The sequence below is a fragment of the Aporhodopirellula rubra genome (assembly GCF_014192335.1).
Taxonomy (GTDB): domain Bacteria; phylum Planctomycetota; class Planctomycetia; order Pirellulales; family Pirellulaceae; genus Rhodopirellula; species Rhodopirellula rubra.
Genome location: NZ_JACHXU010000005.1, coordinates 303,438 through 330,338 on the forward strand (window position 1 = coordinate 303,438; position 26,901 = coordinate 330,338).

At 54.2% G+C, this 26,901-nt stretch carries 23 protein-coding genes; 16 read left to right on the top strand and 7 right to left on the bottom strand.

Going from position 1 to position 26,901, the window contains the following annotated elements:
• The first annotated feature begins 98 nt into the window (after nucleotides 1-98).
• The 4 genes from FHS27_RS09145 to FHS27_RS09160 all read left to right on the top strand — a co-directional run bounded on the left by FHS27_RS09145 (nucleotide 99) and on the right by FHS27_RS09160 (nucleotide 4,873).
• Nucleotides 99-1,199, top strand: a complete 1,101-nt coding sequence (locus FHS27_RS09145; RefSeq protein WP_184304369.1) for a glycosyltransferase family 4 protein — start codon at nucleotides 99-101, stop codon at nucleotides 1,197-1,199.
• Between the two features lie 231 nt (nucleotides 1,200-1,430).
• On the top strand, nucleotides 1,431-3,626 hold the full coding sequence (locus FHS27_RS09150) for an amylo-alpha-1,6-glucosidase (RefSeq protein ID WP_184304371.1): 2,196 nt from the start codon (nucleotides 1,431-1,433) through the stop codon (nucleotides 3,624-3,626).
• Between the two features lie 243 nt (nucleotides 3,627-3,869).
• Nucleotides 3,870-4,304: an Hsp20/alpha crystallin family protein gene (locus FHS27_RS09155; protein ID WP_184304373.1), complete on the top strand. Its 435-nt coding sequence runs from the start codon at nucleotides 3,870-3,872 to the stop codon at nucleotides 4,302-4,304.
• Nucleotides 4,305-4,459: 155 nt separating this feature from the next.
• Nucleotides 4,460-4,873, top strand: coding sequence for an Hsp20/alpha crystallin family protein (locus FHS27_RS09160; RefSeq protein WP_246419333.1), 414 nt, complete (start codon nucleotides 4,460-4,462; stop codon nucleotides 4,871-4,873).
• A 230-nt stretch (nucleotides 4,874-5,103) separates the two neighbouring features.
• On the opposite strand, the gene FHS27_RS09165 is transcribed toward FHS27_RS09160, so the two are convergent.
• Nucleotides 5,104-6,765 (bottom strand): sigma 54-interacting transcriptional regulator, encoded by a 1,662-nt coding sequence (locus tag FHS27_RS09165; RefSeq protein ID WP_184304375.1) that lies wholly within the window; start codon nucleotides 6,763-6,765, stop codon nucleotides 5,104-5,106.
• A 149-nt stretch (nucleotides 6,766-6,914) separates the two neighbouring features.
• Here FHS27_RS09165 and FHS27_RS09170 point away from each other — a divergent pair, with 149 nt between their 5' ends.
• The 7 genes from FHS27_RS09170 (at nucleotide 6,915) to FHS27_RS09200 (ending at nucleotide 15,207) form a co-directional block, all read left to right on the top strand.
• On the top strand, nucleotides 6,915-9,422 hold the full coding sequence (locus tag FHS27_RS09170) for a response regulator (RefSeq protein ID WP_246419334.1): 2,508 nt from the start codon (nucleotides 6,915-6,917) through the stop codon (nucleotides 9,420-9,422).
• Between the two features lie 147 nt (nucleotides 9,423-9,569).
• Complete coding sequence (locus FHS27_RS09175) at nucleotides 9,570-9,947, top strand: hypothetical protein (RefSeq protein ID WP_184304378.1); 378 nt, start codon at nucleotides 9,570-9,572, stop codon at nucleotides 9,945-9,947.
• Between the two features lie 157 nt (nucleotides 9,948-10,104).
• Nucleotides 10,105-10,551: a hypothetical protein gene (locus FHS27_RS09180; RefSeq protein ID WP_184304380.1), complete on the top strand. Its 447-nt coding sequence runs from the start codon at nucleotides 10,105-10,107 to the stop codon at nucleotides 10,549-10,551.
• A gap of 30 nt (nucleotides 10,552-10,581) precedes the next feature.
• A complete protein-coding gene (locus tag FHS27_RS09185; protein WP_184304382.1) occupies nucleotides 10,582-11,403 on the top strand; it encodes a S1C family serine protease in 822 nt (273 codons plus the stop codon).
• 13 nt (nucleotides 11,404-11,416) lie between these two features.
• Nucleotides 11,417-11,728, top strand: coding sequence for a PF20097 family protein (locus tag FHS27_RS09190; protein WP_221224973.1), 312 nt, complete (start codon nucleotides 11,417-11,419; stop codon nucleotides 11,726-11,728).
• 540 nt (nucleotides 11,729-12,268) lie between these two features.
• Nucleotides 12,269-13,747 carry a sulfatase gene (locus tag FHS27_RS09195; protein WP_184304384.1) on the top strand — a complete coding sequence of 493 codons (1,479 nt, stop codon included), beginning with the start codon at nucleotides 12,269-12,271 and terminating at the stop codon, nucleotides 13,745-13,747.
• A 41-nt stretch (nucleotides 13,748-13,788) separates the two neighbouring features.
• On the top strand, nucleotides 13,789-15,207 hold the full coding sequence (locus tag FHS27_RS09200; protein WP_184304386.1) for a sulfatase-like hydrolase/transferase: 1,419 nt from the start codon (nucleotides 13,789-13,791) through the stop codon (nucleotides 15,205-15,207).
• Between the two features lie 119 nt (nucleotides 15,208-15,326).
• On the opposite strand, the gene FHS27_RS09205 is transcribed toward FHS27_RS09200, so the two are convergent.
• Nucleotides 15,327-16,757, bottom strand: coding sequence for an MATE family efflux transporter (locus FHS27_RS09205; protein ID WP_390853040.1), 1,431 nt, complete (start codon nucleotides 16,755-16,757; stop codon nucleotides 15,327-15,329).
• Between the two features lie 104 nt (nucleotides 16,758-16,861).
• Between FHS27_RS09205 and FHS27_RS09210 the strand changes: the two genes are divergently transcribed.
• From FHS27_RS09210 to FHS27_RS09230, 5 genes are all read left to right on the top strand, one after another.
• Nucleotides 16,862-17,047 carry a hypothetical protein gene (locus FHS27_RS09210; protein ID WP_184304391.1) on the top strand — a complete coding sequence of 62 codons (186 nt, stop codon included), beginning with the start codon at nucleotides 16,862-16,864 and terminating at the stop codon, nucleotides 17,045-17,047.
• The gene (locus FHS27_RS09215) at nucleotides 17,048-17,749 is read left to right on the top strand and encodes a hypothetical protein (protein WP_184304393.1); all 702 of its coding nucleotides are present in this window, start codon (nucleotides 17,048-17,050) and stop codon (nucleotides 17,747-17,749) included.
• A gap of 501 nt (nucleotides 17,750-18,250) precedes the next feature.
• Nucleotides 18,251-19,321 carry a glycosyltransferase family 4 protein gene (locus FHS27_RS09220; RefSeq protein ID WP_184304395.1) on the top strand — a complete coding sequence of 357 codons (1,071 nt, stop codon included), beginning with the start codon at nucleotides 18,251-18,253 and terminating at the stop codon, nucleotides 19,319-19,321.
• Complete coding sequence (locus FHS27_RS09225; protein ID WP_184304397.1) at nucleotides 19,318-20,421, top strand: glycosyltransferase; 1,104 nt, start codon at nucleotides 19,318-19,320, stop codon at nucleotides 20,419-20,421. The genes FHS27_RS09220 and FHS27_RS09225 overlap by 4 nt, the downstream gene beginning before the upstream one ends.
• A 68-nt stretch (nucleotides 20,422-20,489) precedes the next feature.
• Nucleotides 20,490-21,281 carry a glycosyltransferase family 2 protein gene (locus FHS27_RS09230; protein WP_315854505.1) on the top strand — a complete coding sequence of 264 codons (792 nt, stop codon included), beginning with the start codon at nucleotides 20,490-20,492 and terminating at the stop codon, nucleotides 21,279-21,281.
• Between the two features lie 242 nt (nucleotides 21,282-21,523).
• Here FHS27_RS09230 and FHS27_RS09235 read toward each other — a convergent pair whose 3' ends face one another.
• From FHS27_RS09235 to FHS27_RS09255, 5 genes are all read right to left on the bottom strand, one after another.
• Complete coding sequence (locus FHS27_RS09235; protein WP_246419335.1) at nucleotides 21,524-22,162, bottom strand: class I SAM-dependent methyltransferase; 639 nt, start codon at nucleotides 22,160-22,162, stop codon at nucleotides 21,524-21,526.
• Nucleotides 22,163-22,174: 12 nt separating this feature from the next.
• Nucleotides 22,175-23,086: a YihY/virulence factor BrkB family protein gene (locus FHS27_RS09240; RefSeq protein ID WP_184304401.1), complete on the bottom strand. Its 912-nt coding sequence runs from the start codon at nucleotides 23,084-23,086 to the stop codon at nucleotides 22,175-22,177.
• 286 nt (nucleotides 23,087-23,372) lie between these two features.
• Nucleotides 23,373-24,236 carry a DUF1206 domain-containing protein gene (locus tag FHS27_RS09245; protein WP_184304403.1) on the bottom strand — a complete coding sequence of 288 codons (864 nt, stop codon included), beginning with the start codon at nucleotides 24,234-24,236 and terminating at the stop codon, nucleotides 23,373-23,375.
• Between the two features lie 93 nt (nucleotides 24,237-24,329).
• Nucleotides 24,330-25,139, bottom strand: a complete 810-nt coding sequence (locus FHS27_RS09250; protein ID WP_184304405.1) for a CDP-alcohol phosphatidyltransferase family protein — start codon at nucleotides 25,137-25,139, stop codon at nucleotides 24,330-24,332.
• A gap of 10 nt (nucleotides 25,140-25,149) precedes the next feature.
• Nucleotides 25,150-26,877, bottom strand: a complete 1,728-nt coding sequence (locus FHS27_RS09255) for a DUF11 domain-containing protein (protein WP_184304407.1) — start codon at nucleotides 26,875-26,877, stop codon at nucleotides 25,150-25,152.
• Between the last annotated feature and the right edge of the window lie 24 nt (nucleotides 26,878-26,901).

Below are 26,901 nucleotides of genomic sequence, written 5' to 3' on the forward strand. Positions count from 1 at the left end.
GCATCACCGATGCAGGGCGTCGGACGCGAGACGATTGTCACTCCGCGGATGGGCGGATGTGAATGGAATTCGAGGCAAATACAAAAGGAATCCAATCGATGAAAATCGCTCAGGTTGCCCCTCTCATTGAAACGGTCCCGCCCAAAACATACGGTGGCACCGAAAGAGTCGTCCACTATCTCACCGAGGAACTCGTGGCACAGGGACACGACGTCACACTTTTTGCCAGCGGCGACTCACTCACTAACGCTCATCACGTTGCCGTTGTACCAGAATCACTCCGGTGCAGTAACTTGCATCGCGACCCGGCATTGTGGCACCAACGGCAATTGATGGAAGTTCTTCGGATGGCCAACCAATTCGACATCATCCACTTTCATACCGACTTCAGTCATTTCAGTGTCATGCGGCATTGGGATACGCCACACGTCACCACCCTTCACGGACGACTCGACCTGCCGGATTTTCAGATCGTGTTTGATGAATTCACCGACATGCCAGTAGTTTCCATCAGTGAGTCTCAACGCAAACCGATCCAGAATGCGAATTGGGTAGGCACCGTGTACAACGGAACGCCCAGAGAAAACTACGTTTACCAACCGTCACCCGCCCCCAATCAATACTTCGCGTTCCTTGGCCGATTTTCTCCAGAGAAAGGCCCCGAGCGTGCGATCGAAATAGCGAAGCGATTGGGCGTGAAGCTCAAGATGGCCGCCAAAATCGATGCCGTTGACGAAGCCTATTTTGCAGAGCGAATCCAACCACACCTCGAACACCCGCTCATCGAATACATCGGCGAGGTCAACGACTCTCAGAAGAACCGCCTTCTCGGCGGCGCCAGGGCCTTGCTATTCCCGATCGATTGGCCCGAACCCTTCGGACTCGTCATGACCGAGTCGATGGCCTGCGGTACGCCAGTCATCGCGTTCCGCAACGGGAGCGTCGACGAAGTCATGAAGGACGGGGTGACTGGCTTCATCGTTGAAAGCATTGACGAAGCCGTCGAGGCGGCTCGCAAGATCGATACGATATCGCGTCGTGGTTGTCGCATCTATTTCCAAAATCACTTCTCCGCCGAGGCGATGGCGAACGGATATGTCCGCGTGTACGAACAACTGCTCAGTCCACAAGCGACCATCCGAATTCCGTCGCGGCGATCGATTGCGAAGTCGAGTGAATCATCGGCAACGGCGAGCTAACGCACGGCGCCCGATTCCTTTCTCCCACCTATGTCATGCGTCACCGGTTACGGCCTATTGAAGTTCATCATCGACGACGCCTCCTTAACGGAAAAGATGCGGCGAACACACTTCGCCGGTCGCCGCTTGATTGATTAATTACTCAAACGCACCGTTGCCGGCACATGAGCACGGCTCTTTCTAAGTCGCAGATCACTCCGATTGACAACACCGTCTCAAACGTAAATTCAGATGAGCACGTCACCTCTCACCAAAGTTGAAAACAGCACCACGGATTGGGATATTCAATCACAAGTTCATCGTGCCCCGGCAGATATCCAAGTACTGAAGCAGGGCGACACCTTTGCAATATTTGACAAATTCGGCGAGATCGGAACCGCAGGCGATTGCGAGCAGGGCCTCTACCATCTCGGCACACGCTTTCTGTCGAACTGGGAACTGCTCATCAACGAAAAGCGGCCGCTCCTGTTGAACTCCACCGCGAAAGAAGACAACAGTTCCTTCGTCGTTCAGATGACGACTGCGGAGCTGCCTCAATCGTCACACATTCTCCCGCAAGGGACACTTCATGTTTTTCGCAGCATGCTGCTCGACGGCGGAGCATTCTACGAACACCTTCGGCTCAAAAACTATTCACAACGCCCCATCGAACTGGAAATCGAGTACCGATATCTCGCGGATTTCCATGACATTTTCGAAGTCCGCGGCGAACGACGTGTGCAGCGCGGTGAATTGCTCGACACGGAAATTGCGGCCTCTGACGTGAGGCTCGCCTACCGCGGCCTCGACGACCAGTTAAGACAAGTTGAAATCGCGTTCGATGGTGAAATCAAAAGCATTGACGCTCGCAGGTGCGTTCTCAAGGTACAACTCAACGGGGGCGCCGAAACGACTCTGCATGCAACCGCGAAATGCCGAACCGAGAAACCGGGACACGTTCGCAAATCAGATCCACCGCCACGCAATCACGCCGAAGCGATCGTCGGATGGAACAACCGAATCCGGGAAACGGAATCCGAACGAACCGAAATATTCACATCCAATGAAGAGTTCAACGGCTGGCTCAATCGCAGTAACGCCGACTTGGACATGTTGGTAACGGACACGATTCACGGGCGATATCCGTACGCGGGTGTTCCTTGGTTCGCGACCCCGTTCGGACGTGACGGAATCATCACCGCGTTAGAGACGCTCTGGGTGCGCCCGAAATTGGCACGGGGCGTTTTGAGTTTCTTGGCCGCGACTCAGGCGACCGAAGTGGATCCGTCCATCGAAGCCGAACCTGGGAAAATCATTCACGAAATGCGTGATGGCGAGATGGCGGCGTTAGGTGAGATCCCCTTCAAACATTACTACGGGACCGTGGATGCAACGCCCTTGTTCGTCATCCTCGCGGGTTACTACTACCGCCGCACCAATGACCGTGAATTCATTGAGTACATCTGGCACAACCTTCGCCGTGCGATCGAGTGGATCGACAACTACGGGGACGTCGACAACGACGGATTCGTGGAGTACCAGTCGCATAATGACCGTGGCCTCACGCATCAATGCTGGAAGGACAGCAACAACTCCATTTTTCACAGCGATGGGCGAGATGCCCGGGGCGCCATCGCAGTCAGCGAGGTTCAAGGCTATGTGTACGAGGCAAAGCTGATCGCGGCTGACCTCGCCGAAGTCATGAATGCGAACGATTGGGCGGAACAATTGCGTGACCAAGCAACTGAACTCAAACGGAAATTCAACGAACAATTTTGGGTTCCATCCCTGGGCACGTACGCGATCGCTTTGGACGGCGACAAGAATCCCTGCAAGGTTCGCAACAGTAACGCGGGGCATCTCCTGTGGTCCGGAATTGTGGACGAGGCGAACGCCGCTTCAGTCGCCTCCTCGCTGACGGATTCACACGCGTTCAACGGATGGGGCATTCGCACCATCAGCGAAGGCGAAGCAAGATTCAATCCGATGTCCTACCACAACGGATCGGTATGGCCACACGACACGACGATCTGCGCCGCCGGGTTGGCTCGTTACGGGTTTCGCGACGAGTGTGCTCGTGTGACCGCGGGTCTGTTCGATGCATCGCTCTTCAATGACCTGCATCGCCTCCCAGAGCTATTTTGCGGATTTGATCGGATGCCCGGCCACGCCCCCACTTTGTACCCGGTTGCCTGTTCACCGCAGGCCTGGGCTGCCGGTGCAGTGTTCCTGTTACTGCAGAGCGTTCTTGGGCTCGCCTTTGCTCCCTCCAAACCACAGGTGCGATTCGAAAATCCACGACTTCCTGACTTCCTAAACTGGGTTCGAATCCGCAATCTACGCGTCGGAAATGGCGTCGTGGATATCGCCGTTCATCGCCACCCGCGTGACGTTGGCTTGAACGTGGAACGCAAGGAAGGCGACATACAAATCGTCGTCCTAGGCTAAGCGTTCATCAAAAGCGATGGTCCCGCTGGATTCGAGCGACAGCGGCCACCGATGACCTGCATTAATCGTTATTGACGTTCGATTCGTTTCTCTCAAATAGCGAGGCAAATCGAAAATTCCATCTTAAAAAATGTGATTGGTACGGCCGTTGCTTTTTCTTGGCTCACGGCAGTTAAGACTGCCAAAAATGCAAAAGACCAAATCAAACAATCTTCTTTTGGCCCCGCTTGAAAGGAGCAAAAAATGTTAGCCACACGATGGGAACCCTGGACCGAACTGAATCGATTGAGCCGCGAGATGGATCGCCTTTTTAGCCGCGGCGGAAATGCCATCAACAGCGTCACAGGCGTCGGGACTTTTCCGGCTCTGAACGTATGGGGAGACAACGACAACCTCTACGCCGAAGCCGAACTGCCTGGATTCGCTCTCGATGATTTGGAGATCTACGTCATCGGCAACCAACTCACGATCAAAGGCGAACGACGGCCGCCCGAACATGATGGTGGAACGTGGCATCGTCAGGAACGTGGGTACGGGAAGTTTAGCCGAATGATTGAATTGCCCGGCGACATCGACGCCGATCGAGTATCAGCCGAACTGAACAATGGCGTCTTGCACGTCACTCTACCTAAGTGCGAAGCGGTTAAACCACGCCGCATTGAGGTTACCTCGAACTGATAAGACGCCCCGGCGGGCGTTTTCGAAGAAAGCCATGCACGCCTGACGCACAACGCATGAATGTGCGTCCTCCGGCGTGCATGCTCTCTGCGTTCGAACCGCCGGCCCCGTCTATCTCATTGGCACTTGAATGAACTTTCCAAAGGAGAAATCAAATGAGCAGCACAACCATGACCACGGCGAATCAAGACGTTAACAAGCAAACCGAACGTTCCGAAATGTCCAACGGACAATCGCACCGACCCACTTTTCAACCTCGTTTTGACATTTGGGAAGGTGACGAAGAACTCGTCCTGTATGGAGACATTCCCGGCGTGAAGAGCGACGATCTTGAGATCAACTTCGAGAATCGCCAACTAACCATTCACGGGAAAGTTGGACGTCACCACGATGGCGAAGGCTACCTGTACAGCGAGTACGGCGTTGGCGATTTCCAGCGAACGTTCACGATCGGCGAGGCCATCAACAGCGAAGCCATCTCGGCCGAACTGCATGACGGAGTCCTTACACTGCATCTGCCAAAATCGGATGCCGCGAAGCCTCGTCGAATCGAAGTAAAAACGAGCTAATTTGTCAGTGATGGCACCTTCCCCACCTCACGGTTGCGATAGCAAGGTGCCCAGACGGTCCGTGCCACGTATCCGCTGATACGCGACACGGACTTCTTTTGACTTGGCCGACAATCTCAAGCCATTCCGGGGGAAAAGCAGATGAATGACATCAAAATGCAACGTCGCATCATGTGCATTACAGATGCGTCTGAGTGCTTAGAACGCCTGGATTGCTAACGCCTGAAATTTCAGAGTTCCTTAACCCGTCGCTGCAACGTTCGGGTACTAATTCCCAACTGTTCCGCGGCCGCTTTCCGACAACCATCAAACCGGTCAAGTGCCCGGCGAATCGCCTCACGTTCAATGTCGGCCATCGTCATCCCACGGACGAACAAAGGCTCGTCCGCTTCTCGCTCTTCAGTCGGATCGACATCGAGCATTTTCTGCGAGATCCGACTACGCAACTGTGTTGGATTGATTCCGAGACGCTGTACCGCCTGCTCCTTATCGTTGCCTGTTCGCCTGAGAACTTCTTCAACGAGTTGCACTTCCACGGATTCGATGACGTCGTCGTAGAGACACGTAGAATCGAAATCCAACGGAGGAAACGAAAGGTCGGCTCCTCCCATCGGTGAAACATTTCTCGGGTGACTGTCATCACCGTTGGTGTCTTGCAAATCAGGCAGTAATTGAGGCGAAATTGGATCTCGTGAATCGATTTCTTGAACCTGGGCAAGCCTCCCCTTTTCGAAAACGGTGTGCGGCAAAAACTCGGGAAGAATCACAGGGCCTGCCGCTTTCAGCACCGCTTGCCTCATCACGTTCTGAAGCTCGCGGATATTTCCCGGCCAATGATATTTCCGGAGTGCTTGCATCGCATCAGGCGAAACCACGCGAGCGTCTTTGTGTAGCTCTAAGCCTGCCAAGCGGCGAAAATACTCCACCAGTAAATCGATGTCTTTACCTCGGTCTCGCAGCGGAGGAAGGTGAATCGCAAACCCATTGAGCCGGTAGTACAAATCAGCCCGAAACTCCCCATCGCTCACCATCTGTTCGAGGTGGCGGTGCGTCGCCGCGATCACTCGCACGTTGCAATTAATCGTCTCGTTCCCGCCGACACGCTCAAACTGCCGTTCTTGCAGCACTCGCAGCAACTTGCTCTGCAGTACCGGAGACATGTCGCCAATCTCATCGAGGAACAGGGTACCGCCGCTGCACTGCTCAAATTTGCCGATCCGTTTGCGGTCCGCGCCGGTAAACGCCCCCTTTTCGTGGCCAAACAGTTCACTTTCGAGCAACGTCTCGGGGATTGCCGCACAATTGACCGCGAGAAACGGTCCCTGACCCCTTTCGCTGAATTGATAGAGAGCCCGTGCGACCAATTCTTTCCCCGTACCACTTTCCCCTCGAATCAAGACAGTGACATCTTGAGCGGCGACAATCCCGATCGACTTGTACACTTCCTGCATCGCGGGACACCGGCCGATGATCGAACGAACATCGTTCGATCCTTGATCAACGTTCATTTCGACCGGAGTATTGATCAGTCGTCGAATTTCAATCGCTCGAGCCACCCCATTTCGAAGTTCCGAGACATTAATTGGTTTGAGCAAATAGTCCAACGCGCCCATCTTCATCGCACAGATCGCATTTTTCGATTCGCTACCCGATGTCACAAAAATGACAGGCAGTTGAGCATCGATCTCGCGGATCTTGCTCAACACGTCTAACCCGTCACCATCAGGCAGCATCACGTCCAACACAACGACATCAAACGCGCGATGCCGCAGCAGCCTCAACGCCTCCTTGGCACACTGAGCGGTTTCGACATCGTGGTCTTTTTTTTGCAGGGCATGCCGGACCAAATTGAGATCTGCGGGCTCATCATCAACGACAAGAATACGGGACATCGCGGTACTCTGACCTCAATTTCGTAGTACTAAAACTCCCCACTTCGCGACGAGGCGATTGGTCGACAAAGTCAAATTGGCAGCAGATTTGCATGTCGAAAACGGTCGCAAGCAGTGTGCCAATTTGTCGTCCCCCTTTGCTGAAAGTGATGGCTACAAAAGCGTTTCAAATCAGGTTGCCTGAAAACCAATCCCCCACTCAGACGAGTTCCGACCCGATCAACGCGGACACTCAAGCGGCGGCTGACCGCGACGATCTGGAAACCCTGTCATTGGTGGTCAGTCGTGCCAGCAACGCGATCCTCATCATGGACTCCGCCGGGCTCATCGAGTGGACGAATGACGCGTTCAGCAATCTCAGCGGCTACGCATCTGCCGAAGCGGTCGGACACAAACTCAGTGATCTGGTCTTCGGGCCGAGTACCGACGCCGAAACACGCAAGGCGATCTCCCGGACCCTCAATACCGGCGAGGAATTAACGACCGACGTACTGCAATATCGACACGACGGCACCACACTTTGGGTTGAGTGCAAACTAATTCCGGTCAACGATGACGTGGGCCGATTGTCTCGATGGATCGTGATCGAAAGCGATGTCACTCGTCGCCGACAAACCGAAGAAGCCTTATTGGTGGCAAAAAAATCAGCGGAAGCCAATAGTCGAAGCAAGAGCGAATTCCTGGCCAACATGAGCCACGAAATTCGAACGCCGCTCAACGCGATCCTGGGAATGACGGAACTCGCGTTGACGACTGACCTGTCGCGTGAACAACGAGATTACTTGCAGACCGTCCAGACGTCAGCAGACGCATTGCTGGAACTGCTCAACGATGTTCTGGACATTTCCAAAATCGAAGCAGGGAAGATGGAAATCGACGAAGTCGAGTTTAACCTAGCCGAAATCATTCGCGAGACCACCAAGGCTTTGGCCGTCCGTGCCCACGAGAAAGGACTGGAACTCGCCGTACACATGCCCATGACGCTGCCGCAGGAATTGCGAGGCGATCCGACTCGCATCCGGCAAATCCTATTCAACCTCATCGGCAACGCGATCAAGTTCACCGAAACAGGCGAAGTGGTGATCGATGTCGAAGAGCAATGGCAAACCGATTCCGAAGTTTGCATGCACTTCTCAGTAAAAGATACTGGAGTAGGAATCCCCAAAGACCGACTGAACAAAATCTTTGAGGCCTTCACCCAGGTCGACTCCTCCATGGCTCGTCGCTTCGGAGGCAGCGGTTTGGGACTGACAATCACCTCCCAGCTCGTTCGTTTGATGAATGGCAAACTGTGGGTGCAAAGCAGCGAAGGAAAAGGCAGCACCTTCCATTTCACCTTGACCATGAAACTCGCCACAAACAACTCCGAAACGTCCGATCCGATGTTGTTGTCAACCTCCGACACGAAACATGCGAACAGATCGACCAGACCCGGACATCCTTCGCTGAACGACCGCCGGGTACTAATCATTGACGACAATGCCACCAACCGACGCATCCTCAATGAGATGCTCACACACTGGGGAATGGCGGCGACACTTTGCGACAGCGCCGCCAGAGCCTTGATGGAACTCGAGACGGCGGCTCGTAAAGACGAACCGTTCGATCTTGTCGTTTTGGATGCCATGATGCCAGTGGTCGACGGATTTCAATTGGCCAAAATGATCCGGAAACGCCGCGACCTGAAACCCGGAACGGTGCTGATGTTGTCATCCGCCGATCACCTAAATTCACAAACCCGATGCGACGAATTGGGCATCGACAACTATCTCGTCAAGCCCGTCTCCGCCTCGACGTTGCACGCCGCTGTGGTCTCCGTGTTCGATCGATCAGACAGCGACGTTGAGTCGTCCGAAACGGTTTCTCGCGATGGCACGTTTTCACGTCCGTCGTCTCCCCGTCTCCGCATACTCGTTGTCGATGATCATCAGCCCAACCGCAAACTCGTGGAATCCATTTTGCGTCGTCGCGGGCACGACGTGCGTTGTGAATGTGATGGCGATGCCGCCGTCGCAGCCTACCGGCACGATCGATTCGATGCGGTATTGATGGAAGTGCAGATGCCCAATCGCGACGGGTTCTCGGCCACCCAAGAGATCCGCGCGATCGAAACAGCGTCTGGATCCCATACGCCGATTATCGCTTTGACCGCTCACGCCCTCCAAGGCGATCGCGAGAAATGCCTTGCCGCAGGGATGGATTGCTATCTGCCCAAACCCATTCATGCCGCCGATCTCCTGAACCTCGTGGAACAAGTCGCGGGTGGAAACGTCGCCATCAATTCCGAATCATCAGAAACCCTGGCGGAGCAAACGACAGGATCATTCAATATCGCCTCCGCACTGCATCGGATGGGTGGCGAAGTCGATCTGCTGAAAGAGCACATCGGCTATGTCCTCAACGACATGCCCCAATTGTTGGAAATGATGTCGGAGGCGATCGAACGCGAAGACGCCCGCCAATTGCAAATCGCCGCCCACCGTTTGAAAAGCCTCGTGAGCAGTTATGACCACGAGGAGGCGCGCGATATCGCACAAAAGATCGAAATTGACGCTCAGCGAGATCGAATCAGTGAGGCCGCCGCTCGCATCGAAACACTCCGGCCGCTTTTGAAAACGTTTGCCCAAGCCGTTGACGAGTACCTACAGACAAAATAATTCTGCGACAATTTGACGTTCCTTTGACAGTTTATCACCTATAATTGCCGAAATAGGTGACGGCACGTTTCGTGCACATCCGTTCTATCGTGTTTTCATGCATGAGCAGTGTGTCAGGGTAACTTGCAACCTTTTCAAGGTGATCCAATGGACTATGTCGGATTAGTACTGACGCGAGCAGGCGAATGGTTCGAACATTGGCTTGCATCGATCTCAACCACCGAAGATGACTTCGTCGACGAAGTCGCAATTGTGGACTTTGTTGGAGGCCCGCTCGACGGTTATCAGCACGCTGTCGACGTCTCAAGGCTCTACCACCTTCCTCCGTCGATCCTCATCCCGATCAGCGTCGCGATGATCACGCGTCTAAGCGACACGCTCGAAGACGGTCTCTCACGAGATGCTGGCAACGATTGCGACGTGCCACGCAGCGTTGCGAGTTACGATCTCGTTCCACACGGTCCGCGGTGGTGCTACGAGTTCAACGGACAATTTGTCACCGACGACGACAATCTGTCGGCCTGACACCGTGTCGACTCAAGATGTCCGCAACGCCTAACTGTCGTGGCAAAGTCAGCGTTTGTACGCATTGGAAAACCATCCTCTGTTGACGAAATTGGCACACATTCTGCATTGATCGCGGAAATCACTTCGCTGCCTTTTGTCAACGGAGGATTCGATCATGACCGTGCATCTAAAAACCGCTCAACACAACACGCCGGAACCGCAACCGGCGGACCGTCGCTCACCGAAACGCGATCGCCGACATCATGCGATCAAACGTCCGGCCCGCAATCGAGAACAGGGCGAGGGCCAGCCCTCAACGTCCAATTCCTCCCCAACATTCGCGACGTCAAATTCCGCGACCCAGCTCGATGGATATCCGATACCGCGACGTCCCACCCGCCGGCGTCCACGGCTCGTGCGGTTCTTCAGCGACTTCACGATTGAAAAAGCGTTCACGTTGATATCGCTTGTCGGCTCGATCGCTCTGATCATCCTTTGCACGCTCGACCTCACCACATCATGGCCGTGGATGCGGGCCAGTCCGCTATTCGATTGGTTCTACCTTGCAATCGGCATTGCGCTGTTTTGCCTAACGATTAACGTGTTTCTCGATCAGTCGTAAACTCAAACTCTGCCCAAAGGAGGCACCCAAATGAAAACTCAGCTCTACAACCTGTTTGCCGCCCTGTTAACGCTCGTATTGGCGGCCCCCGCCTACAGCGAGAACGCCGCATCGAACGTCACCCAATCGGAACCTACCGAAGCAAGTCTTGGGATCGCGATTTCGTCACTTCCCGAAACGCTCGCCAGTCATCTGCCGGACGTGATCGTCGATGGACGTGGCGTGTTAGTATCCGACGTTTTGGAAGGTTCCGCAGCCGAGAAAGCCGGTATCCAACGCCACGACATACTCGTTCGATACAACAACCAAGATTTGTACTCAAGCGAGCAATTGATCAAACAAGTCCGCAACGACAAACCGGGATCAACGGTCGAATTGGAATACGTGCGTGCTGGCAAACTCCAATCCACCAGCGTCACGCTGGACAAAACGCCCAAACGCAATCGGATTCACACCAATGATTGGTCCGGGATGACACCGCCATTCAATTTCCCATGGTCATCCATGCGTCCAAACTTTCTCACCGAAACGCAGGATGCCACGCACGATGGAACCGAATGGAGCGAGTTCGTGTCACTGAGCGTTGTCAAAGAAGCCGACGGCACCTACACCGCGCGCATCACGTTCAACGACCCTAACAAGGAAACGGTCTCTCATGAATTCAAAGGGACACGACAAGAGGTTCGCGAGGCCATCAATGCAGACGAATCGCTGCCCGACAATCGGAAACAACAGTTGCTAAGGACTCTCGATGATCGCGTCAGCGGATTCAACGGCGAGTTCAGGTTCAATGCGCCTGCGTGGAACGATTGGCGGCGCGGAAGATTTCAATGGCCAAATGCACCATTCTGAACGGAGACGAACAATGAACCAACCACGATGTCCGAGTTGTAACACGAGTATGCAGGAAGGCTTCCTGCTCGACCAATTTGGTGACTACCGCAAAGACAATCTGTTCTGGGTCAGCGGCACGTTCAGCTCCTTCATGATGGGACACGAAAATGTGTTGCCTGTGGTCAGTTGTCGATGCCCATCATGTGGCCTGCTATCGAATTATGCGTTTGACCAAACTCAAACGGCTCAACGCAGCAGCCGTCGGCAAAACGAAGAGCACCGCCGTCGCCGTAATGAACTCCCAGACTGCGAACCGGTTTCGACCGCGACAACAGTGGCATAAACATGTCGTCAAAAACGGGTGTCTGAGGCGAACGTCTTTGACGCCGACGCTCACCCGGATTGCACTTAGCGAACGAACGCCAGCCCATCTGCCGGAGACGAATGTGACACCAAATCACATTCCCTCCGGTATTTTCATCGAGTTCCTCGGGTACGGGCAGGCATTGTGAAATGAACGCTCATTGCCAACCGCTCTCCTCACGATGAGTGTCGCTCACTTCCGAATACGACACGCAATCGAAAACGATATGACGATCGCCTCGTTGGGAACCCGCCGCTAACGAAACTCGATATTTCACGTCGATATCGGCTCTCTTCTACCGTAGTGCAATACAGCGGCAATCCCCATCCGACCCAAGCCACTGCTATCTCAATCGACCTATCGTGATCGCAAGTGATCCCCTTTTCCGATCGACCGACGATTGCACGAGCCCTCGATCGCTCAGCGGCAGTACAATGTGTTCGGACGAGGTAAACCTTGGCATTTACCGCACCCGCCCGCCTCCTCTCCCCCGCCCCAACTCCATCCCACCGAAATCGAATGCGTTCTTGTTTGGTCCTGTTTGTTTTACTCGGCATCCAAGGTTTAACCGCGGCCGACGAGGTTCAGCGTCCTAATATGTTGTTCATCGCCATCGATGATTTGAATGACTACATTTCGCCGCTAGACAATCATCCGGGAATTCAAACACCCAACTTTGATCGCTTGGCCGAGCGATCGGTCAATTTCACGAACGCTCATTGCGCCGCCCCCGCCTGCCACCCGTCGCGGGTGTCTGTGATGACGGGAGTACACCCGGCAACATCGGGAATCTATCGCAATTTATTTGGTGCCCACGGCCCCCGTTGGCGACATGAATCCCCAGTGCTCCAAAACGCGATAGTTCTTTCGCAGCATTTCCGCAACCACGGCTACCGCGCAGTCGGAGGAGGAAAGATTTTCCATACGTTGCAGTGGACGGCTGGCGACTCTCAGAACGATCCCCATGCCTGGGACGACTATCGCGGCGATCCGCTCAATCCGATCGCGCCGGATTGGCCACGTGCCAAGCGTATTCCGGACGCCAAGACAGGGTTAACGAAGGGGCGTCCTCTTAACGCCCAACTGTTCGGAACGGCAGTGATCGATGCCCCCGAGGACAGTTACGGCGATCACCTCGTTGCCGATTGGGCGATCGAACAACTCCAGGCCGAACACACGCAGCCCCTGTTTCTCGCCGTCGGATTGTTTCGCCCCCACATCCCATGGGAAGTGTCCCAGCGATGGTTCGATCTGTACGCCGATGCGGACGTGCAACTCCCGCCGCACCAGACCAATGATTTGGACGACGCGCACGATCACGGGCGGACACATTGGCATCAATGGGTCACCCAAAACAAACAGTGGCCCAAATTCATGCGAGGCTATCTGGCCAGCATCAGCTACGTCGATCATCAGCTCGGTCGCATTCTCAACGCTTTAGATGAATCCCCCATGAAAGACAACACGATCCTGGTCTTGTGGAGCGACCATGGCTTTCACATCGGCGAAAAAGAAAACTGGGAGAAGTTTGCGTTGTGGGACCAAACCACCCATGTCCCTCTATTCATCCACGCTCCCGGTGTTAGCCAAGATGGACAATCGAGCCAACAAGCCGTCACGCTAACCGACGTCTACCCGACTCTCTGTGACCTCGCACAGATACCGACTCCCGACCAATGCGACGGCACCACGTTGGTACCGCAACTTCGTGACGTTGATGCCAAACGTGAGCGTCTATCGCTTACATCGTTCCAATTCACGAACGAACCGATCGCCTCGCACGCGGTAAGTGACACGCGTTACCGCTACATTCGATACGGTAATGGTTTCGAAGAACTCTACGATCTCGATTCGGACCCCAATGAGTTCAATAATCTCGCGGGCACCGCCGGACACGCTCAAATTCAAGCGAGACTCGCTGCCCATATCCCTATGTCCGCAGCTCCCGATCGCACGGTCCCGAAAGACTCTCCCTACAATCGCAAAAAGAACCAATAAAGTCGATCATCCGCAACTCACTGAAAGACTCTGGCAATATCATGGCGGCCCACTCCCTGCTGTTTCGATTGTTCACCCTCGCGATTGCGTGCATGAGCATGTTGTCACAGAACTACATTGACGCTCAAACACCGAACATCGTTGTCATCATGGCCGATGACCTCGGTTGGAATTCCGTCGGCTGGCACACCTCCGACGTCTCGACTCCCAATCTCGATCAACTTTGTCGAGACGGAGTCGAATTCGATAATTTCTACGTGTCTCCGATGTGCAGCCCAACACGAGCGGGATTCATGACGGGACGTTATCCGATTCGATTTGGCCTCGCACGGGCCGTAATCCCACCATGGCGAGACTATGGCTTGCCAATTACTGAAACGACAATCGCCAACGTGCTCGCGGACGCCGGTTACGAACGACGTGGAATTTTCGGAAAATGGCATCTCGGCCATGCTCGGAAAAAATGGCTGCCCAACAACCGAGGCTTTACCGATTTCCTTGGCTGTTACAACGGAGCCATCGATTACTTCACTCATGAACGTGAAGGCGAGCTCGACTGGCATCACAACGACCATCCGGCGCACCAGAATGGTTACGCAACAACGCTCATTGGCCAAGCCGCATCGCAATTCATTGCAGACTCCGCAACCCAAGATGTTCCCTTCTTCTGCTATATTCCCTTCAATGCCCCACACTCACCATTCCAAGCCTCCGACGCCGATCTCAAACGCTATCCCGCGATAAAGGACCGAAAAAAGAGAACGTACTACGCAATGATCAGCGTGATGGATGACGAAGTGGGACGAATTCTTCAAACCATCGATGACAATGGAATCCGCGACGACACCGTCGTCTGGTTCTTCAGTGACAACGGCGGCGTGGGAGGCATCCGAGACTCAAACCGGCCTTTGCGCGGATCCAAATTAACCGCCTACGAAGGCGGTGTGCGTGCGGCAGCCTGCGTCCGATACCCCAAACAATTTCCCGGAGGTCGAAAACTCACTGAACAGACCATGTTCATTGACGTCTTGCCCACCGTCATGAATCTTGCGGGTGCCGATCCTCAATCATTGCCAAACGAATTAGATGGAGTAAACCTGACGGCACTACTGTCGGGCGATGAAGATCGGTTGCCTCCCCGTGACCTGTTCTTCTACCACGGCCAACAAGGCGAATCCGCCGAACCGATCGCAGTAATCTCGGGCAATTGGAAACTCGTCGTCAACGGACCACGCATTACGGGGTCAATCACCGATTCCCACCGTGTCGAGCTTTTTCATATCTCGACGGATCCAAACGAAACCCAAAACGTAACGGCAAATCATCCGGAGAAAGTTACCGAACTGTTCGAAAAGCTGCGTGAGTTCCGCTCACTACAACCGACGGAAAGTATTCCTCCGTACAAGTTCGGCAACCAAGACTTCCGCGCGCCGCCGAAATGGAAGATCGAGCGAGATTGATCCGCGAACTCCTCTGGGACGTTCGTCGTCGCAATTTCGCCTCTGTGCACTTCCTGTCCGCTAAAGTCCAACCGACACGTTCGCGAGCAAGATGGACCTAGCACCAATCGGGCTCGCCGTCAGCGACTGCCACCTCTCTCACCAACAGCTGTCTCGCGTGGGACAACGCGATGCGTGGCAACAAAGAACAATTGCACCACGCCGGCACCAATGATGCCCGTTTGTGCCATCGCCCAAACGACCAGCACGGACCACCAGTGGGTCACCGCGGTATCTCCCTCGGGCGCAAACCAGATTCCAAATCCAATCGACAAGGCACCTGGGATTGCCGTCGCGACCAAGATAATCACGGTCTTCCCAACCGCTTTCACCGACGCCCCCATCAACATGCTGGCAACATCAAAGACACCATAGACGGCCGCGTAGCCAAGCAGGGTGACCGCCACCGGTTCGATATCAGCCTGTTGTTGCGGTTCGAGCCCTCCGAGCGGAATGCGTAGCAGTTCCGTCGGGAAGCCGATCAGCAACACGGCAAGCACCCCGACACCAACCGCGCCAATGGACAACCCGCGTCGTACGACGTTGGCCGCCAACGTGATTCCCCCCGATGAAAAGCCTTGCCCCGTCACGACCGTCACTGCGGTCGCCAAACCGATCGCCGGAATCGACAGCAACTGATAGAGACTCAGTGCTGCGGACGTTGCCGCGAGGCCCGTTACCGAAGCGGTTCCGATCATGAGCAAAACAAAACTGAACAGACTCGAGCGAATGAGTTGCTGAATTCCTAAAGCAGATCCGGGAATCACAATTTCACGAATGATGGACGAGTTGGGTCGCCATGCCTCCGCAAAGTGACGTCCGAAAGACCTCACTCTCGCCAACAAAATTGCGAACACGATGACTTTGCCCCACATCGAGATCGCCGTCGCCAACGCCGCACCGAACACGCCCATCGCGGGCAGCCCCAACCCTCCAAAGATCAACCAGAAATCAAGAAATACATTCAAAATCGCCGACGCGATGTTCGTTCGCAAGATCGGCCTGGTTATCCGGCGTCCAACGAAAAACGCAGTCAGCCCGGCTTCGAGCATGGCCGCCGGGGCGACAATCAACAAGGTTCGAAAATACCGAGCCTCCTCGCGCGCGAGCAGTGTCTCGTGACCGAACGCTTCGAAAACCCGTGGACTCAACCATCCGACCAATATGAGCAGCGGGATGCTCGCGAAAGTTAGCCAAATGCACTGCCAAACGAGTGACCAGACACGTTGAGTCACCGCTCCACGCCCGCGACGCCGACCTAGCGTCATCGCAATTAGTGGCGTCACAAACCCCATCGCTGTGACGGGAATACAAACGACCGCCCAATACAAGTTTCCGGCCGAGACGGACGCCGCCGACGACGTCGGCCCGTACCACATCAATAGCGTTCGGTCAGTAAACAACGTGATCGAAAAACAACCGACCGTCGCCGCCAAAGGAATGGCGACCGACAAAAGAGCGCGATAACCAAACGCTTGATCGTTCTTTTCGGTTCGTTCGAGGGCAGGCAAGAGACTCAATCAAATTTAGAGAGAACGTTTGGCTCGCGAAATGCAATAAGAACGGTAGTGGTCTCGAAAAACATCCGACACACTCCCGTATTTGGTAAATTTGCATGTCTGCAACTTCCGCACCGACTGGTTTTCATCGATTGACATCCTATCCTTGGGTGACTTTCCGACACCTTCTCCACCGTTTTGCGTTACTGATCAACGAATCGGATCGCCGGATGCAACGTGCGGGAGTGGTCGTCGCGCAGGCAGAACGCGGATCACTCATTCCCGCCAAAACGAAAGTATAGATGTCTGTTAATCACTCTTCAGATTACCTGACTCATCAATGGGTGGTTGCGGGCATCGTTTCATCTTCGTCACGATTCATTCCGGTTCCCTTCATCGATGACCTCGTCCGTGACCAGTGCCGACGATTTGTGGTGTCTCAGACACTGGAAGCGAATCGAGCGAACGCCAACGTCACCCTGGACGCACTGAAACCTTACTACGCAGACAATGGAGGATGCCTTGCCGGATGCGTCGGTGCAATCGCAAAGGCACCACTCAAACTGCTCCTGTTCCCAATCCGAAAAGTCCTGGCGGTCGTCACCTCTGTCCGGGGTGTTCCGCTCGAAATCATGCGGATGGTTCTCCTCGGCCGAACGTTGCAGCGATATTTAAGTGACGACTCGCTGGAAATCGACGCGGTATTTGCCGCGAGAATGCGAACCGCTTTCGATCAGTCGTACTCCGGCATGGACTTTCGTGTCGCAAAGGCTGCAATGAACGATGCGCTTTCACACGTGAGTGGTTGGAAAACGTCCGCGATGGAAACCGCTCGCCAGGTTGCCGCCCCAGATGAAAACGTTAAGGACGATCTTGAGCCTTCTCAAGAAGTCGAAACGGGTGCTGAGAAAGTCCAACAGGTTTTAGACCGCCCTGACATCGTTAGCCTGTTTGCTGAGTTTGATCGTCGATTCGACGCTCAGATGAAGCAAACGCTGCTCTAAACGTTCGGTCCCACCCCGTTCGCCGGGCCCGTGAGTGGACGCGGCGATTGCTGCTGCCGCCATATTCGCTGAAACGCCCCGGTTGCGCGCCTCAAGGGCGCATGATCTAAGACCATTGTCGGTTCGATTCGTCCTGGGTTCCAACGATTGCCCAGTTCATCCGGGATGTGTAGCAAACACTCCACGCGAAAAATTAGAAACATTATCGACCAATCTGGCCCAGAGACTTCCCTTCGTCGGACTGAACTTTTTCGCGCCCTCATCTAAGGCAATCAACACACCTTCCTCAGTATTCTTCTAACACGTGTGTCACCTTTCATTTTGCCAGCAAAGGTTTGGCACACCCGTTGCTAATTCGGCTTCTCGTTGTGAGCTCGCTTACATCGAACATCAAACAACAACGTACAAGACCATGCAGTAAACAACGTGACTTGCACGGACATGTTTGCAAAACCTAGCCGTAAAACTTGACAATAACATTCGCAAGATGGGGACAACGTGATGAAGATTGGGATCATAGGACACTTAAAATACCCCATCGCAAAACCATATGCGGGTGGCCTCGAAAGTTTCACCGACGCATACGTCCGAAACCTCGTTAAACGAGGACACGACGTTACCCTGTTCGCCTCAGGCGATTCTGATCCTTCTCTACCACTCACGCCCATCATCGATCGAGCAACCATTCCCGATAGCCGCCGTCGATTAGGACGCATTCACAACGAGTGGGTCGAAAGCGTTGAAGACGAAGCTTACGAACATCTCATGACCGCGCTCGGGCAGCAGTCCTTCGATGTCATTCACAACCACTCACTAAGCCCGATCCCGCTTCGCTTCGCGGGCATCGTCGCAACGCCGATGCTAACCACCCTTCATGCTCCGCCGTTGGAAAGAATGGTTGCGGAACTGAATGCACGGAGTTGCTTCCGGTGCGGGCAGTTTGTCAACATCTCAAACGCGAATGCGGACGCTTGGAAATCACACATTCAAAACCAATCCGTAATCTATAACGGCGTCGACACCGGATTTTGGAACCAGGCCGGTGTCGCGCGATGCAAGCGAGCCATTTGGTTCGGCCGCATCTTGCCGGACAAAGGCACACACCTCGCCATTGACGCGGCGCGACGTGCGAGACTTCCTATCGATATCGTTGGCCCAGTGTGTGACGACGATTACTTTCAGCGAGAAGTTTTACCACGTTTAGATCGCGAAACTTGCTACCTGGGACATCAACGGCACGAGGACCTTTGCCGGTTGATCGCGAGATCGGCCGTCGCAATCGTAACACCTTGTTGGGATGAACCGTTTGGGCTGGTAGTTGCCGAATCGTTAGCCTGCGGGACACCGGTGGCTGGCTTTGCCCGCGGTGCGCTCCCCGAGATCATCGACAAATCAGTAGGAAGTCTGGCCGCTCCTGGAGATGTGTGGCAACTCGCTGATGCAGTGCGTGAATGCTTAACGCTGTCTTCTCAACGATGCCGACTCGTCGCACAGCAGCGATTTAGCTTTGACCGCATGGTCGACCATTACGAGGCGATGTACGAACGCACCCGAGCAGAGGTTGCCGCATGATCGGCCCACGCGTCGGATTTTACGTTCACTACCATGGAATGGGACATAAACATCGCACGGAAGCAATTTTGCAGCATCTGACGATTCCTGCATCCGTCGTCACCAGCCGAATCGACACTCTCGAATGGTCAGGGCATACGTTGACGGAATTGATCGGATTGGATTGCGACAACGACAACCTCAGTCCAGACGGACTGCGGCATGCGTCGGATGTCCCATCACTGCACTTCGCCCCATTGTGGTCACAGAACATCTCCAATCGTGTTGCCAAATACACAACTTGGCTCGCCAAATCGAAACCCGATTTGATGGTTATTGATGTGTCAGTAGAAATATCGATGCTGACTCGTCTTGCCTCAGTTCCTCAGATTGTGATGCGTCAGCACGGCGACAGGAGCGACCCGGCCCACTTGGGCGCCTACGCCGCTGCTCACTCGCTGCTGGCTCCTTTTCCAGAAATGATGGAAGACGAAATCACGCCCGATTGGGTGCGAGCAAAAACAGTGTACCTTGACGGTTTCTGTCGTAATCACGCAACAGGCCCGTCCAACTCCGCCGCAGACACCAGTGACGTTGCTACCATCGTATTCATGTTTGGCCGTGGCGGTTCAGGGGACGTTCACAAACGTATCCGCGCAGCTGCCGAACTGCTTCCCGAATACCAAATCATCGTTATCGGGAAAGAAGCTGACGAGATGAAGGCCTATGATCCACCCAACCTTCGCTATCTAGGTTGGATCGACAACGCCACCAAATACACGACAACTGCAGACGTCGTTGTGACCGCCGCGGGCCATAACAGTGTCATGGAACTCGGTAACGCGAGGTGCAAATTCATCGCAGTCGCGCAACCGAGACCCTTCGCCGAACAGTTTCGGAAGGTCGAAATTCTTCAGCGTGAAGGCCTTGCGATCGGACTCGACCAGTGGCCTGCCGATGAAGCCTGGCCATCGCTCATCCAACGGGCAACCAACCTCGATCCGTCACGGTGGGATTCCGTGTTTGCCCGAGACGGCGCAAAACAGGCAGCTGACCATATCCACGAAGTCGCCGCTTGGTCCCACCAGAAACGAGAGCAATCCGCAAAGGTATCGATATGAAAATAGCTGCCCTGACAATCGTTCGCGGTCGCCAACGTCATCTTCAAAATCAAGCGCGCGGTTGGTCAATGTCAAACCGTAAACCCGACTGCTGGGTCATCGTTGGCATGGATGAGGACGTTCATCCGCCCAAACCATGCGATTCAATCGAAATCATCACCGATCGCGTTGACGGTACCGGAGACTCACTCCCTCTTGCCGAAGCTCGAAATCACGCGGCGCAATTGAGTCCATGCAATGCGATGGTGTTTTTAGACGTGGATTGCATTCCGTCCCCGACAATGCTCACCGAATTCGAAAACGCGTTCGGTCAACCGGATCACTTGTGGATGGGCAGTCCACGGTACCTCCCGCAGAACAAGACCGCCGGGGATTGGACGATGGACGATCTCGCTCAATCAGCAATATCGCATCCCATCCAACCCGCGATCGACATCGGACAACGGCAATCTTCGACCGAATACGAAAAGTTCTGGTCGTTGTGCTTCGCGGTTAACAAACAAACCTTTGGCAAAATCGGAGGCTTCAATGAGGGCTTTGCCGGCTACGGAGCCGAAGACACTGATTTTGCTTTTGCAGCACGTGATGCAGGTGTCCCATTCGGATTCGCTGGCGCGATTGCCTATCATCAACATCACGCAGTCTGCAAACCACCACTGAACCATTTCGATGCGATTGTCCGCAATGCGGAACAATTCCGGCGGCGATGGAAAACCTGGCCGATGGAATCGTGGCTGAATGCGTTTGCAGAGGGTGGGTTTATTAAATTTGCCCGCGAATCAGAATCGATCGAGGTGCTAGCTCGACCAACGCGGCAACAAATCGAAGCAGCTACCGTTTGCACGCCCGCCGGGTTCTAACAAACGTCTACTATGCGAACTTGCCCTCAGACTCTTCGAATCCCGCATTGGACGTGGACGATACGATCGCAATGAGTAACAGTGGACCTATAACCGCAGAAACGCTCTTACTCTCGCCCAGTGTTTTCCTAAGATACGGAGCCGGGTTCAAACGAAAGCCGCCTTCGTCAAATCGGCCTCCACTGTTTTGAGATAAAGTGATTTCGTTTGAAGATGCGCGCCTTCCGGTTTGCCGCTTCTCACTACGTGTTGATCGCGACATGTGGCTTCGCGTGTTCCGGAGTCTCGACTTTTTCCCAGGTGTGAATTTGCAGCGGCGGAAGATTCAATGCCACCGTTTTCGTCGTAGGAGGCCCGAATAAGGGCCGGGCATAGTCACAGACGTCGGGTCGAAATTGGTAGGCAACGAGATGTCCCCCTGGCAACAACACTCGGTGAATCGATTGCATAATCTGCTTGGCAACTGGTTGAGGCAATGAACTGAAAGGGATCCCTGAGACGACGACATCCACCGATGAAACGCCATGCTGGACGATCACATCGACGAGGTCCTGGGCGTCAGCATGCTCGACTCGGAGCCGCGGATCGTCAATCTCCGCAGTAGCCGCCGCTAACTCCGATGTTTTTTCGATCGCAATTAACTTGCTCTCGGGCATCATCTGCTCGAGTAGTGCGAGTGTTGTACCACCGGCACCGGGGCCGAGTTCCACGACCGTGTTAGCTCGGCGAACACAATCGCGGTCCGAGATCGCTTGAGTCAAGTACGGCGAACTAGGGCAGACTGTCGCCACTTGCATGGGCTCTCGCATCCACGCCCGCAGCACCCAGCCAGCTCGACGCAAGTAGGAAGATGAATTCGTTCGTCGCATTGCATAAGACATGAGTGTTTCTCCCTAAGTTGTCGGTTCAACGTTGCGTTTAATCTTTTCGACGACACGAACCGCGTCGCGTTCAGGCCGAATGCCACTGCCATAACGAACAGCATAAGTCTGTGTTGCTTCGGCTCCCAAGAGCACAATCACTGCGGTGTAATAGACCCAAACCAACAGTACCGCCAACGACGCCGCGGCAGCACCGAGCTGTGCGCCCGGTTCGCTGTACATGAAATAGATCTGCAAGAGAAAACGTCCGGCCAGGAACAACGCCGTGGTCAACGCGGCACCCACCAAGACATCTTTCCACTCGACAATAGCGTCGGGCATGTATTTGAAAATCCCGGCAAAGACGATCAGCACGACCACCGCTTGCACGGCAAAATTAACGACGCCCCCGAGCAAACCTGATACGCCAATCCATTCGCTGAATCCCTGGAGGACGGAAGAGACCACCAATGATACGAGCAACAAAAACCCGAGTCCCAAAATCATCCCAAACGACAAAAGCCGCTTCCCGAGCATGTCGGTCCATCCGGTTTCTTCCGGATCAGGCTTCACTTCCCAAACTTGGTTCAGGGCGGACTGTAGCGCCGCTACGACACCCGTAGCACCGACGATGATTCCCGCAAAACTAAGAAGCGTTTTCCACCATTTTCCTTCGGCGTTCTTATTGTTTTCAAGGATCGTCGCGATCTCCTCGCTGGCCGCCTGATTTCCAATCATTTGCGACGCCTGACTATGCAAAATGCCTTCTGCTTTCGCCTCCGCGTCCTCGCTGTCGTACATCACCGAAAGTCCAAAGGTCAGGATCGACAGAAGAAGATACAGCATCGGCGGCAGCGCGAAGGCGGTGTAATACGCAAGCGCCGCCGCTAACGTGGTACAGCGGTCCTTGGAAAATTCAGCAAAAGTTTGTTTTATAAAATTCATCGTTCAGTATTGAGAGGCAAGCGAATGACAGTTCAGGGGACTTCGTATTGAGCGGAGCCACCTCCGTTACAACATTCACGCAAACGCAAACCCCGTGCCTGAACCTCATCGATCATTTTCTCTCCACCTTAAAACGGGGGATTTCACATCGATACGCGGAAAAAGTGACGCGCAGCCAGCCCCCGGAAACGTACAAAAAAACGCTTTCCACTACAGTGAAAAGCGTTTCAGATAGGCGACCAATGTCACGTCCTAATCTCGCGAACTTCGATCCGTGACGCCGGGATCACGCCACGTTGAACCGTCGATAGCGTGCCATCAAAAACATGTGAACGGCGTAGCACATCAAACCGAAGCCAGTAATGCCGATCAATATTTTCCCGTACTCCTGAGCTGCGATCATCGCAAGTGCATCGCTCATGCCAGCGATCTCACCGTCGGCTGTCCCGCGAAGTGCCGACACAAAGATAAACCCGCCGATGATCGCAAACGCGACCGCCCGCGTACTCAAACCGATTCGACCGGCGTTCAATGCAACCTTCCGAGCGGTATCGTTCATCTCGCCCAAACGGTACTTCGTCATGAACGATGCCAAGTACGCTTTGTAGACGAAGTACAACGCAACACCGACCGTGACAATCCCCGCAACGACCAAAACGACACGCCCCAAACTCGAATCCAGCAGCACACTACCCGATGATCCGCTAGATGATCCACCAAATCCGAGAGCACGCGACCCGGCGAAACAACCGAGGGAAAGATAAGCGGCTCCGCTTACGGCATATCCAAGACGCTTGCAGATGCCTTTTGCATCCGTGCCTGCACCCTCGGTATCTCGTATCGCCTGAACCCAACGCCATGCGGTATACCCGAGCAAGCCGGTGGCCACCAATCCCAGCAGCAACCTCCCGAAGGGCTGCTGACCAATTTCGCGTATCGCTTCACGAGATCCGGAAAGCTCGCCGCCGGCACCAATGGCTAGTTGGAAGGCGAGAAAACCGATGATGAAATAGACGACGCCTTTGGCAACGTGTCCGAATCGTCCGAGTGATTCAATCCAAGACGGCACCTCAGGCATCGACCGCGCCTTAAATCCGTGCCACGTGATATCTGGGTTTCCGCGTTTAGCGCCGGCGTGCGTCGTTGACATGTCATTTGCTCCAAGGAATGCGAGATTGTTTCCGAATCAAATCAATCGCAATTCCTATGCCAGCAGTCATGGCTCACTCACGACATCGTTCACTCAATTCATCGAGCGAACATGCACGACCGAAACAATGACGTAATACAGCGGATACGCGAGCGATCCGTAAACCAACCACAAAGGCGAACGCGGATAGTCCATCAACAGCATTGCGATCAGGCATAACGTCCACAAAATACCGCCTATGAAAATCGCCCCCTTAAATCGCTTTGGTGCGAGATTCGGATACAGCACCCAAACAGGCGAAACCGTTAGAACGCTGAGCCCCCATAGCGTGATCGCAGTCAACCATGGGCTCACTTGAGTGCTGAACACACCAGCGTAAATGGCGAATAAATTCCAATACGAAGGAAACCCGCGGAAAACGCCCCGTGACTCGGACTTGGCCTCACGGTGAGCAAAACCCAAAAGGCTCGCGCCCATCGCGATCATCACGGTAAAACCAAGACGGCCCGGCATCCAGTCCATCCGCCAAATCAACATCAACGGGATGAACGCAAACGTCAAATAGTCCAACAGGTCGTCAATCACGCGACCATCGAGTGACGGGGCATTCCGCTTCACTTCGAATCGGCGTGCTAACGGTCCGTCGATCGAATCGATCAATGTTGTGACCAGCAGACATGCAAAAACGATCCTGGGATCGCAATCGGGCTGCAACATTTCGTGCATCGCGAGCGCCGCAGGAACAATGCCGGACGCCGTCAACAAATGAACGAGATAAGCTGCTCTCGCCACGAAGTATTGATCCCGTCGAAGCTTTGACAAATTCACTCTTGCCGCACGAAAGAAACCTCGCCAGGCATCCTGACGAGGTTTCGGGTGTCGAAACAGATTCAGTTGATCCAACTTTCCACCTTTAGTTCGTTTCCGAACCAAACAGACGAGTTGGCTCTTCACCGACCACCTCTTGTTGCAACATCTTGCTAGTTAATGCTGCCTCGAAGCGTGCGTTCCCGGTACCTGTCGGCTTGGCAGTGATCGTGTATTCCACACGCTCACCCGGCCGCATTGTCTTGATCGGGTCAAAGGTAATCTTGCTGCCGTCGTTCTTCATTTCGGTTGGCCCGTCTGCCGAATCAAACTTCAAGTTCTTGGGTAACATGGCGACCAAGCGTACATTCTGATCGGGCGCGTCACCCTCGTTCCATACTTCAATCGTGTACTCGACTTTCGAGTCTTTCCTAACTGGATCTTCCGCATCAAAAACTGCCAATTGGAGTGCTGCCAACCGAACGACTTCGGCAGTGGCCATCGACGTCACGGTAGTCTTCGCCGTCGACTCCGCCCTGTCTTCGGCCGCGTCGACAGTACAGACGTGACGAGCGCGAACCTTCGTACGGATCTTGTCGAGATTACCGGTACGGATCGCGTACGTGAACTCCGCAGTGTGTCCCGGGTCCAGCCGATCGATTACGAAAGATTCACTCTGCATTTTTGCGTCGCCGCTCGGTCCATTCTTCGACTTCGCGTCGTCGGACTTTGCGTTCTCTTCCGCCGGTGCCGGTTCACCATTGCGGCTTTGCGTTGATGCCTTGCTCTTGCGAATCTTATAGTCACTCAAATCAGCCAAGTTCGCTTCCGAAGGCCAATCGACGGTTACGTTCACCGACTCTGCTGCAACATTTCCGGTATTGGTGATCGTTGCAGTGAACGTTGCCAGGTCGTCAGCATAAATTCGCGACGGCCCATCTACCTGCGCGGTCAGGTCTGCCGCGACAACCTCGGTCGTCGTCTTTTTGCTGCGGCTCTTGAGCTCACTGTCATCGGCACTCGCAATTGCACGACTGCTGAAGGTGCCCGGCTTCTTCGCATAAACACGAGCGACGAATTCGCGGGTTTCTCCTGTGGCTAACTCATCGACGGGAAATGACAACTCACTTTCACCGTCAATTGTCATCAGACCCTCGCCAAGTGAATCGGTGATCGTGAACTTGCCAACGTCACCACTCCCGCCGTTCTTGACTTTGTAATTCAACTCAATGACGTTGCATCGATTGGCTCTCTTGGGAGTCATCTTGGTCAACTCCAGCTCAGGTTTGACAATCTCGCTGGCCAAACACAAGGCCGGTGTATAGCTGGAAATCTCCAGACAACTGCGGAACTGTCCATCTTCATCACCAGAGGCTTTTACGGTAAACGTGCGAGATTCACCCGGTTCGAGTTTCTCGATGACCATCATCCGCTTTGAAGATTCAGATCGATCTTTCTCGTCTCCTTGGTTTGCCCTCGATTTGTCGGACGCGTTTTTCTCGGACTTCCCTTGTTGGCCGGACGCTGTGGCGTTGTGCTCGGACTGGTCGTTTTGACCATGCATCGAAACGGATTCAATCGTAAACCCTTTCGCCTTTCGCTGTTTCAGTTTGACATTGTGGAGGACTGTATTGTCCGATGTGTTAACCACTTCGACGTCGTAAGAAAACTCTTCACCGACGCGAGCGGTCTCAGGCATTGCGGCTTTCACCATCAGCAAACCATCACCGGTTTGAATGGAATCTTGGGTCGCCGCATCGCCGATACTTGTCGCTGCAGTCACCATCGCAGTGCAAGCGATCAGCCGCAGAGAGCGACAGAAGTTCAATGGCATCGTGTACTCGTCGTACTCTAGGTA

Excerpts from the sequence above, each read along its gene's own strand:
- FHS27_RS09220 (WP_184304395.1), top strand. The coding sequence starts at position 18,251 with ATGAAGATTGGGATCATAGGACACTTAAAATACCCCATCGCAAAACCA.
- FHS27_RS09190 (WP_221224973.1), top strand. The coding sequence starts at position 11,417 with ATGAACCAACCACGATGTCCGAGTTGTAACACGAGTATGCAGGAAGGC.
- FHS27_RS09210 (WP_184304391.1), top strand. The coding sequence starts at position 16,862 with ATGTCTGCAACTTCCGCACCGACTGGTTTTCATCGATTGACATCCTAT.
- FHS27_RS09200 (WP_184304386.1), top strand. The coding sequence starts at position 13,789 with ATGGCGGCCCACTCCCTGCTGTTTCGATTGTTCACCCTCGCGATTGCG.
- FHS27_RS09150 (WP_184304371.1), top strand. The coding sequence starts at position 1,431 with ATGAGCACGTCACCTCTCACCAAAGTTGAAAACAGCACCACGGATTGG.
- FHS27_RS09225 (WP_184304397.1), top strand. The coding sequence starts at position 19,318 with ATGATCGGCCCACGCGTCGGATTTTACGTTCACTACCATGGAATGGGA.
- FHS27_RS09230 (WP_315854505.1), top strand. The coding sequence starts at position 20,490 with ATGTCAAACCGTAAACCCGACTGCTGGGTCATCGTTGGCATGGATGAG.
- FHS27_RS09240 (WP_184304401.1), bottom strand. The coding sequence starts at position 23,086 with ATGAATTTTATAAAACAAACTTTTGCTGAATTTTCCAAGGACCGCTGT.
- FHS27_RS09170 (WP_246419334.1), top strand. The coding sequence starts at position 6,915 with ATGGCTACAAAAGCGTTTCAAATCAGGTTGCCTGAAAACCAATCCCCC.
- FHS27_RS09245 (WP_184304403.1), bottom strand. The coding sequence starts at position 24,236 with ATGTCAACGACGCACGCCGGCGCTAAACGCGGAAACCCAGATATCACG.
- FHS27_RS09165 (WP_184304375.1), bottom strand. The coding sequence starts at position 6,765 with ATGTCCCGTATTCTTGTCGTTGATGATGAGCCCGCAGATCTCAATTTG.
- FHS27_RS09180 (WP_184304380.1), top strand. The coding sequence starts at position 10,105 with ATGACCGTGCATCTAAAAACCGCTCAACACAACACGCCGGAACCGCAA.
- FHS27_RS09195 (WP_184304384.1), top strand. The coding sequence starts at position 12,269 with ATGCGTTCTTGTTTGGTCCTGTTTGTTTTACTCGGCATCCAAGGTTTA.
- FHS27_RS09235 (WP_246419335.1), bottom strand. The coding sequence starts at position 22,162 with ATGTCTTATGCAATGCGACGAACGAATTCATCTTCCTACTTGCGTCGA.
- FHS27_RS09255 (WP_184304407.1), bottom strand. The coding sequence starts at position 26,877 with ATGCCATTGAACTTCTGTCGCTCTCTGCGGCTGATCGCTTGCACTGCG.
- FHS27_RS09155 (WP_184304373.1), top strand. The coding sequence starts at position 3,870 with ATGTTAGCCACACGATGGGAACCCTGGACCGAACTGAATCGATTGAGC.
- FHS27_RS09175 (WP_184304378.1), top strand. The coding sequence starts at position 9,570 with ATGGACTATGTCGGATTAGTACTGACGCGAGCAGGCGAATGGTTCGAA.
- FHS27_RS09185 (WP_184304382.1), top strand. The coding sequence starts at position 10,582 with ATGAAAACTCAGCTCTACAACCTGTTTGCCGCCCTGTTAACGCTCGTA.
- FHS27_RS09215 (WP_184304393.1), top strand. The coding sequence starts at position 17,048 with ATGTCTGTTAATCACTCTTCAGATTACCTGACTCATCAATGGGTGGTT.
- FHS27_RS09145 (WP_184304369.1), top strand. The coding sequence starts at position 99 with ATGAAAATCGCTCAGGTTGCCCCTCTCATTGAAACGGTCCCGCCCAAA.
- FHS27_RS09160 (WP_246419333.1), top strand. The coding sequence starts at position 4,460 with ATGAGCAGCACAACCATGACCACGGCGAATCAAGACGTTAACAAGCAA.